We start from the raw sequence: 8,995 nt of genomic DNA, 5'->3' as shown, positions 1-8,995 counted from the left end.
CTATGAACTGCTCGGGGATTGCCGCGATCCGGCATTTCGCTCGATCCTCCCGCTAGTGAAATAGCGCTGCTGCCCGGCGGCGACACTTTTTGGCTGGCCTGGGAGAAGCCGCGTTCGGCGCCCGGATGCCAGCTGTGTGTCCCCAGATGAGGGCGAGCTGCCCCACCATAAAAACGGCGCCCAGAAGGCGCCGTTTTTATGTCATGAAACATCACTCAGGCAGACTTAATGTCCCTTGTGTTGTTCGGCCAGATAGAGCCAGGTATCGACGACGGTATCGGGGTTGAGCGACACCGAGTCTATGCCCTGTTCCACCAGCCAGGCGGCGAAGTCCGGATGATCCGATGGGCCCTGACCGCAGATGCCCACATACTTGCCCGCCTTGCGAGCTGCCTGGATGGCCATGGCGAGCAGCGCCTTGACCGCATCGTTGCGTTCGTCGAATAGGTGGGCGATGAGGCCCGAATCCCTGTCCAGCCCCAGGGTGAGCTGGGTCATGTCGTTGGAGCCGATGGAGAAGCCATCGAAGTGTTGCAGGAACTGATCCGCCAGCAGGGCGTTGGAGGGCAGTTCGCACATCATGATGACTTTCAGACCCCGTTCACCGCGGCGCAAGCCGTTCTCGGCAAGGATCTCCACCACCTGCTCCGCCTCACCCACTGTACGTACGAAGGGGATCATTACCTCGACGTTGGTCAGCCCCATGACGTCACGCACCCGCTTCATCGCCTCGCATTCGAGGGCGAAACAGGGGCGGAAGCTGTCGGCGATATAACGGGAGGCACCGCGGAAGCCTATCATGGGGTTCTCTTCATGGGGTTCGTAGCCACGACCCCCCACCAGATTGGCGTACTCGTTGGACTTGAAGTCCGACATCCGCACTATCACCCGCTCCGGCCAGAAGGCGGCGGCCAGGGTGGCGATGCCTTCGGTCAGCTTGGCAATGTAGTACTCGCGGGGGCACTCGTAGCCGGCGATCATCTTGGTGATGGTGGCCTGCAGCTCCGGGCTCTGCTTGTCAAATTCCAGCAGGGCCTTGGGGTGTACCCCTATCATGCGGTTGATGATGAATTCGAGCCGTGCCAGACCCACGCCGGCGTTGGGCAACTGGGCAAAGTCGAAGGCCCGGTCCGGGTTGCCGACGTTCATCATGACTTTGATGGGCAGCCGTGGCATGTTGCCCACCTCGGTCACCGCCACCTCGAAGTCGAGCTGGCCATCATAGATGAAGCCGGTATCCCCTTCCGCGCAGGAGACGGTAATGAGCTGGCCCGGCGCAATGTGGTCGGTGGCATCGCCACACCCCACCACGGCGGGGATGCCCAGCTCGCGCGCTATGATGGCGGCGTGGCAGGTGCGGCCACCTCGATTGGTGACGATGGCCGAGGCCCGCTTCATGATGGGTTCCCAGTCCGGATCCGTCATGTCGGTCACCAGCACATCCCCCGGCTGCACTTCGTCCATCTGGCTGATGGAGCTAATGACCCGGGCCGGACCCGCGCCTATCTTGTGGCCGATGGCGCGCCCTTCTATCAACACCTTGCCCGCCTGTTTGAGTGCAAAACGTTCGAGGGTGTTGGCCTCCTGACGACTGCGCACCGTCTCGGGACGAGCCTGGACTATGTAGAGCTTGCCATCCTGACCATCCTTGGCCCATTCGATGTCCATGGGACGGCCATAGTGCTGCTCTATGATGAGCGCCTGCTTGGCCAGCTCCATCACTTCATCATTGTTGATACAGAACTGGTTGCGCTCTGTCTCCTGGGTGTCTTCAATCTTGACCTGGCGGCCATGACCCACATCGCTGGAGTAGGTCATCTTGAGCAGCTTGGAGCCCAACGTCTTGCGCACCACGGCAGGACGACCCGCTTTCAGGGTCGGCTTGTGCACATAGAACTCGTCCGGATTGACTGCGCCCTGCACCACCATCTCCCCCAGCCCCTGGCTGCCGGTGATGAAGACCACGTCGTTGAAGCCAGATTCGGTATCCAGGGTGAACATGACACCGGAGGCGGCCAAGTCAGAACGCACCATGCGCTGGATGCCGGCAGAGAGTGCAACACCCTTGTGATCATACCCCTGATGCACCCGGTAGGAGATGGCGCGATCGTTGAACAGGGAGGCGAACACATGCTTGACTGCGGTCATGACGGCATCGATGCCGCGCACGTTGAGGAAGGTCTCCTGCTGACCGGCAAACGACGCGTCCGGCATGTCTTCGGCGGTGGCGGAGGAGCGCACCGCAAAGGAAGCCTCCAGCCCGGCGCTGAGCTTGTCATAGGCGCTGCGGATGGCCTCTTCCAGTTCCGGCTGGAAAGGAGCATCAATCACCCACTGGCGGATCTGGTTGCCGGCGGCGCCGAGGGCCGCTATGTCGTCCACATTCAGGCGGTCGAGCAGATTATGGATCTGATCATTGAGCCCGCTACGCTCCAGAAACTCATTAAAAGCAAACGCCGTGGTAGCAAACCCACCCGGCACGGACACTCCGGCACCAGAAAGGTTACTGATCATCTCGCCAAGGGATGCATTCTTGCCGCCGACTCGTTCTACATCTTGCATTCCGAGTTGTTCGTACCAAAGTACGTACTGTTGCATTTGCATGTCTCCAGGTTGGTGGGGCCAGGGTGCAGGGGCACCATCTGTGCCTTGTTGTGTGCTTTTTTTGTTAGTTTGTGCTGTCGCCGCCCGCCGAGAAAACGTTTTCTTCTCTCGGTTAAAAAAATCCCCACGCAAGATTTGGGGATAGGCTGAATGACACAGACATTCTACAATGCGAACACAAAAAGGTAACGATTCAGGTTTGCAACCGAGTTCACAACTTGGAAACGGCAGATCGGTTGACAATAGTCATTTGGTATCGAGAGATACTTTCTTCGCAGCAAGTAAAAAGGGAGAGGCCAGTGCACACCGTTTTTTATGTTTCAGATGGCACTGCCATTACCGCCGAAGTGTTTGGTCACGCGGTGCTCAGCCAATTTCCCATGATCTTCGAGCAGGTCACCATCCCCTTCGTGGAAACCCTGGAGAAGGCACGTCTGGTCCGCATGCGCATCGACGAGCAGTTCCGCCAAACCGGGGTGCGTCCCATACTGTTCCACACCATCGTCGACCCGCAGGTACGTGAAGAGGTGCTCAAAGCTCACGCCAGCAGCCATGACTTTCTCAACACCTTCGTCAGCCCTCTGGAGCAAGAGCTTGGTATCAAGGCCACCCCGCGCCTGCATCGCACCCACGGCATGGAGAATCGCAAGCTCTATGACGATCGCATCGAGGCGGTCAACTTCGCCCTGGCCAATGATGATGGCATCACCACCAAGGAGTACGACGAGGCGGACATCATCCTTATCGGCGTCTCCCGTTGTGGCAAGACGCCGACCAGCCCTCTATCTGGCGCTGCAATTTGGCGTGCGTGCCGCCAACTATCCCTTCATCGAGCAGGACATGCAGACCCTCGAACTGCCCACTGCCCTCAAAGCCAATCGCCACAAGCTGTTCGGGCTGACCATCACCCCGGATCGGTTGCATGAGATCCGCAATCAGCGCCGAGCCAACAGTCGCTACTCGTCATTGGAACAGTGTCAGCAGGAGTTGGCGAGCGTGGAGCGCCTCTATCGCCAGGAGGCCATCCGCTTCCTCGATACCAGCGCGCACTCGGTGGAAGAGATCAGTGCCAAGATCCTGGAAGGCACCGGCATGCGCCGCCAGCTCTACTGACAACGACCCTGAACCACACCAAAACCCAGGTGCAACTTGCCATGCAAAGAGCCCTGATCACGCCAATGCGGGATCAGGGCTCTTTGTTCCTTGCGGGTTGCGGGCCACTGGCACCGACTTACCCGTTGTCAGTTCTTTGGGTCGTTCAGCTCGCGGTTATTCATCAGCTTGCCGTAGAAGGAGACCAACCCATTACCATGGCGCACCCGCTCCGCCAGCCAGATCCCGAGTCCAAGGCCGAGCAGGCCAGCCCCTGCCATGACCCAAGGCCAGCTAGCCTGAGCCAGAAGACCAAGACACAACAGAGCCCCCAGAGCCAACAACAGCAGCAGCGGTGCCAGACACAGCGCACCCCACAACAGGGTCACCATGACCCATTCCACTATCTTCATCATGCCAGACTCCGCCTCCCTTAGTTCTTCATACGGATTTTGTCACTGACTGCATCCCCCACCTGTTACGAACAAAGATAAACAAGAGAATCCCACGGAAGAGTGAACAAAATAACCCCCAAATGAGCCCCACCATCATTAACCATGAATGACAACCAAGGTCAATACTGGGAAAACCAGGTGCCTGTATATTGAGCAATGACCAGAGAAAGTGAGAAAAACCTCAATAAAAGACTAACTGGAGACGAAAAAACCAGCGAATGATAGCAAAAACAGGTGCAACAAGGGGCGTTTATCACTATTCTGCTGCGGTTGGTAGCCAACATGAAAAACAGATAATGGCACCATGTAACGAAATAAGTACAGATTTCGTCAGCTTTTGGCAACGAAGTGACCAGGGCGACGGAAAGACGCATCAAAAGGACTCAGTATGGATCTTCAACCACAAGGAGATGAGCTCAAGCGCGGCCTCAAGAACCGCCACATTCAGCTCATCGCTCTGGGCGGCGCCATCGGCACCGGCCTGTTTCTCGGGATAGCCCAGACCATCAAGATGGCGGGCCCCTCTGTGCTGCTCGGCTACGCCATCGGCGGCTTCATCGCCTTCCTCATCATGCGCCAGCTCGGTGAGATGGTGGTGGAAGAGCCGGTGGCTGGCTCATTCAGTCACTTCGCCTACAAATACTGGGGTGACTTTGCCGGTTTCGCCTCCGGCTGGAACTACTGGGTACTGTACGTGCTGGTCAGCATGGCCGAGCTCACAGCGGTAGGCATCTATGTCCAGTACTGGTGGCCCGAGATCCCGACCTGGATGTCGGCAGCCGTCTTCTTCGTGCTGATCAATGCCATCAACCTCACCAACGTCAAAGCCTTTGGCGAGATGGAGTTCTGGTTCGCCATCATCAAGGTGGTCGCCATCGTCGGCATGATAGGTTTTGGCGGCTACCTGTTGGCCAGTGGCAGTGGCGGCCCGGATGCCAGCATCAGCAACCTCTGGGATCAGGGTGGCTTCTTCCCCAACGGCATCAGCGGTTTGGTGATGGCCATGGCGGTGATCATGTTCTCGTTCGGCGGTCTGGAGCTGGTCGGGATCACGGCAGCAGAAGCGGACGACCCCGAAAAGAGCATTCCCAAGGCCACCAATCAGGTGATCTATCGCATCCTGATCTTCTATATCGGCGCCCTGGCCGTGCTGATGTCCCTCTATCCCTGGGGCAAGGTCGTGGAAGGTGGCAGTCCCTTCGTGATGATCTTCCATGCCCTGGACAGCAACCTGGTGGCAACCGTGCTCAACATGGTGGTGCTGACCGCCGCATTGTCGGTCTACAACAGCTGCGTCTACTGCAACAGCCGCATGCTGTTTGGCCTGGCCAAGCAGGGTAATGGTCCCAAGGCTCTGCTCAAAACCAGCAAAAGCGGCGTGCCCGTGGCGGCTATCTCCATCTCGGCTGGCGCCACCTTGCTGTGCGTGCTGATCAACTACCTTATCCCGGGCAAGGCATTCGAGCTGCTAATGGCGCTGGTGGTGTCGGCCCTGGTCATCAACTGGGCCATGATAAGCCTGGCGCATCTGAAGTTTCGCAAGGCCAAGCAGGCCCAGGGGGTCGAGCCCAAGTTCAAGGCATTCTGGCACCCCTTTGGTAACTACCTCTGCCTCGCCTTCATGGCTGGCATCCTGATCATCATGTACCTGACCCCGGGGATCCAGATCTCAGTGCTGCTCATCCCGGTCTGGATACTGGTGCTTGCCATCGGTTACCAGTTCAAACGCAAACGCCTGGCCGCCGCCGTCAATCCGGCCTGACGCCAACACCGCAGAGGCCCAGCAAGAGGCCGAGTCAAACCCAATAAAAGAGGCGCCCCCTGGGCGCCTCTTTCTTATGACACATCACCTGCCGGCTATCTCCTTGAAGAGTTTGACCTCTGGCGGCGACATGACCTTCGCTCTACTCGCCGTCCCCGACCTGCCGGATAGCAAATACGATCCGGTGTTTGGAGATGAGGCTGCTGCAATCCTGGCAGAAATAGTTGACCGCACCGCACCCCTGCAACTGCTCGAGGGGCGCGCCGCAATCGGGGCAGCTGGCCTCAAACCGAAGCACAGCCTGGCAACCGGGGCATTGCTGTTCGTCATGGCGCGGATCGAGCTCGGCCGCACAGACCGGGCAACAGGGGGTGTATTCATTCATGATGATGGTCCTCATAAGATGAGGTCTGGCTTGAGCCAGCCTCAGGCCAGATCCTTATCGTGTCAGCATGGCTGCTGCCGGTTGTCAGGGTCAAGATAGCATGGGGAGCAACCTCGGGAATTGCACTGCATGAAAGTAAAACGGCTGCCCTGAGGCAGCCGTTTGGTCTTACTTCTTCATCTTGAGCAGGCGTTTGCGCTGACGCTCCTGACTCAGGGTCATGGTGTTCTTCCGACCCTCGAACGGGTTGACCGACTCCTGGAATTCGACCCGGATCGGGGTGCCCATGATCTTGAGAGACTTGCGGAAATAGTTGATCAGATAGCGCTTGTACGAATCGGGCAGATCGTTGAGCTGGTTGCCATGGATCACGATACGGGGCGGGTTGTAACCACCGGCGTGGGCATACTTCAGCTTGACCCGGCGACCGTTCACCATGGGCGGCTGGTGATCTTCCTGGGCCATCTGCATGATGCGGGTCAGCATGGCGGTGCTGGTACGGCGCGTGGCGGACTGGTACGCCTCCTGGATGGATTCAAACAAGTGGCCGACACCGCTGCCGTGCAGGGCAGAGATGAAGTGCACACGAGCGAAATCGATGAAGCCCAGACGACGGTCCAACTCATTCTTGACAGTGGTCTTGACCTCGGTGTCCAGACCATCCCACTTGTTCACTACCAGTACCACTGAGCGACCGGTGTTGAGCACGAAGCCCAGGATGCTGAGATCCTGATCGGTGATGGTTTCGCGGGCATCGATCACCAGCAGACAGACGTTGGCATCTTCGATGGCCTTGAGGGTCTTGATGACAGAGAACTTTTCCACCGTCTCGTGCACCTTGCCACGACGACGCACACCGGCGGTGTCGATAATGACGTACTTCTGCTCGTCACGCTCCATGGGGATATAGATGGAGTCGCGGGTGGTGCCCGGCATGTCATAGACGATGACCCTGTCTTCACCCAGCATGCGGTTGGTCAGGGTGGATTTACCGACGTTGGGGCGACCGACGATGGCGAACTTGATCGGCAAGTCGGCAAAGGGGGTCTCCTTGGTGTCTTCCCTGGTGTCCAGATCACCGGCGGCTACCATGCGCAGCAGGGCTTCTTCATCGAAGTCCTCTTCTTCCTCTTCTTGCGCATCGTCCTCATCGACCAAGGTTTCCAGGTGCGGGGCCAAAGAGAGCTCCAGCAAGCTCAGCACACCGCGACCATGGGCGGCGGCTATCTGATAGACCTCGCCCAGGGCCAGGGAATAGAACTCGGACACGGCGGAATCGCCATCGATGCCGTCGGTCTTGTTGGCGACCAGGAACACCTTCTTCTGGGCCTTGCGCAGGTGCTCGGCGATAGCCTGATCCGCGGCGGTCAGACCGGCACGGGCATCGACCATGAAGAGCACCACATCGGCTTCTTCGATGGCCTGCAAGGATTGCTCGGCCATCTTCAGCTCGATCCCCTCTTCGGTGCCATCGATACCACCGGTATCGACCACGATAAATTCCAGCTCGCCCAGCTTCGCCTGGCCGTATTTACGATCCCGGGTCAGGCCGGGGAAATCTGCCACCAGGGCATCCCGGGTACGGGTCAGGCGGTTGAACAGGGTGGATTTCCCCACGTTGGGGCGGCCCACCAGGGCTACTACAGGAGTCATAAAAGCCTCATTCTCAAGACGACAAAGGCTCCGGGTCCGAAGACCAGGAGCCGGATAATCATATTATCGGACGATCAGGGACGCTTAAGGGCGTACAACTTGCCGTCACGGCTCTGTACATACAGTACATCTTCATCCACCAGAGGGGCGGCATAGAGACCACTGCTATCGAGCTGCTGCATCGCCTTGATGGTACCGTCGGTACGATCCAGCCAATACAGGTAACCTTCCACATCGCCCACCACCACGTAGTCACCAAAGACGACGGGAGCTGTGACGCTGCGATTTTCCAGCTGAGTGTTGGACCACAGCTCCAGACCGTTGCGACGGTCAATGGCAAACAGGTGGCTGCGGCTGTCGGTCAGCACGATGGCATCACCGCTCACCGCCATGTCGCGATAGCCGGAATATTTGCGCTTCCACACCTCGTCGCCAGTCATCAGCTTGCGGGCCATCAACTGACCATTGTAAGCGATGGCATAGAGTTCATCACCGGCAATCAGCGGTGCGGCATCCACATCCACCATGCGATCCAGTTCGGTGGCGCCGCGCGGATCGGCAACCTTGGACTGGCGCACCGGTTGACCGTTGCTGAGCAGGGCGATGCCCACCTTGCCATCGGCGCGTCCGTACAAGACGGCACCATTGGTAATGACAGGGGAACCTGTACTGCGAAGGGTCAACGGCGGCTGCTCTTCGGACAGGGTCCATTGCAGCTTGCCTTCATCGGTATCCAGAGCGACCAGACGCCCCGAGGTAGTCAGTACCACGACCCGGCCATCCTCGACCGCTGGGCTGGCAACCACTTCGCCCGGCACATTGGTCTGCCAGAGCACGGCGCCGTCTTTTTCGTCCAGGGCATAGACCTGGCCGTTTTCGGAGCCAAGGAACAGCTTGCCATAACGAGACACCAGACCGCCGGAGAGACGGGCGCTGCGCTTGTCTTCGTTGACCGGCAGGTCCGCCAGATCCACGCTCCACAGCTCCTTGCCGCTCGCACGGTCGAAGGCGGTCACGTCACCGCCACGGGCGCGGCATAGATCA

Annotated in this window: 6 protein-coding genes and 1 pseudogene; 2 read left to right on the top strand and 5 right to left on the bottom strand. The window is 58.7% G+C overall.

Annotated features, from left to right (window positions below; translation table 11 throughout):
- Nucleotides 1-225 precede the first annotated feature (225 nt).
- Entirely contained in the window at nt 226-2,598 is a 2,373-nt protein-coding gene (gene ppsA, locus G113_RS16815; RefSeq protein ID WP_005907586.1) for a phosphoenolpyruvate synthase, read from the bottom strand.
- 305 nt (nt 2,599-2,903) lie between these two features.
- Here ppsA and ppsR point away from each other — a divergent pair.
- Nucleotides 2,904-3,717, top strand: a pseudogene (gene ppsR / locus G113_RS16810) (posphoenolpyruvate synthetase regulatory kinase/phosphorylase PpsR).
- A 128-nt stretch (nt 3,718-3,845) separates the two neighbouring features.
- Here ppsR and G113_RS16805 read toward each other — a convergent pair.
- A complete protein-coding gene (locus tag G113_RS16805; RefSeq protein ID WP_005907585.1) occupies nt 3,846-4,112 on the bottom strand; it encodes a hypothetical protein in 267 nt (88 codons plus the stop codon).
- Nucleotides 4,113-4,539: 427 nt separating this feature from the next.
- Here G113_RS16805 and G113_RS16800 point away from each other — a divergent pair, with 427 nt between their 5' ends.
- Nucleotides 4,540-5,913, top strand: a complete 1,374-nt coding sequence (locus G113_RS16800) for an amino acid permease (RefSeq protein ID WP_005907584.1) — start codon at nt 4,540-4,542, stop codon at nt 5,911-5,913.
- A 142-nt stretch (nt 5,914-6,055) separates the two neighbouring features.
- On the opposite strand, the gene G113_RS20740 is transcribed toward G113_RS16800, so the two are convergent.
- The 3 genes from G113_RS20740 to bamB form a co-directional block, all read right to left on the bottom strand.
- Nucleotides 6,056-6,298, bottom strand: a complete 243-nt coding sequence (locus G113_RS20740) for a zinc ribbon domain-containing protein (protein WP_005907583.1) — start codon at nt 6,296-6,298, stop codon at nt 6,056-6,058.
- Nucleotides 6,299-6,466: 168 nt separating this feature from the next.
- A complete protein-coding gene (der, locus tag G113_RS16790) occupies nt 6,467-7,951 on the bottom strand; it encodes a ribosome biogenesis GTPase Der (RefSeq protein ID WP_005907582.1) in 1,485 nt (494 codons plus the stop codon).
- Nucleotides 7,952-8,025: 74 nt separating this feature from the next.
- Nucleotides 8,026-8,995 (bottom strand): outer membrane protein assembly factor BamB (gene bamB, locus G113_RS16785; RefSeq protein WP_005907581.1); only part of this gene is annotated, 970 nt, incomplete at its 5' end.

Source organism: Aeromonas molluscorum 848 (assembly GCF_000388115.1).
Taxonomy (GTDB): domain Bacteria; phylum Pseudomonadota; class Gammaproteobacteria; order Enterobacterales; family Aeromonadaceae; genus Aeromonas; species Aeromonas molluscorum.
Note: the sequence above shows the minus strand (reverse complement) of the source record. Positions and strands in the feature narration are given on the sequence as shown.

What these genes read in the sequence shown, in the direction of transcription:
- G113_RS16805 (WP_005907585.1), bottom strand. Translation starts at nt 4,112, where the DNA reads ATGATGAAGATAGTGGAATGGGTCATGGTGACCCTGTTGTGGGGTGCG.
- G113_RS16800 (WP_005907584.1), top strand. Translation starts at nt 4,540, where the DNA reads ATGGATCTTCAACCACAAGGAGATGAGCTCAAGCGCGGCCTCAAGAAC.
- ppsA (WP_005907586.1), bottom strand. Translation starts at nt 2,598, where the DNA reads ATGCAACAGTACGTACTTTGGTACGAACAACTCGGAATGCAAGATGTA.
- der (WP_005907582.1), bottom strand. Translation starts at nt 7,951, where the DNA reads ATGACTCCTGTAGTAGCCCTGGTGGGCCGCCCCAACGTGGGGAAATCC.
- G113_RS20740 (WP_005907583.1), bottom strand. Translation starts at nt 6,298, where the DNA reads ATGAATGAATACACCCCCTGTTGCCCGGTCTGTGCGGCCGAGCTCGAT.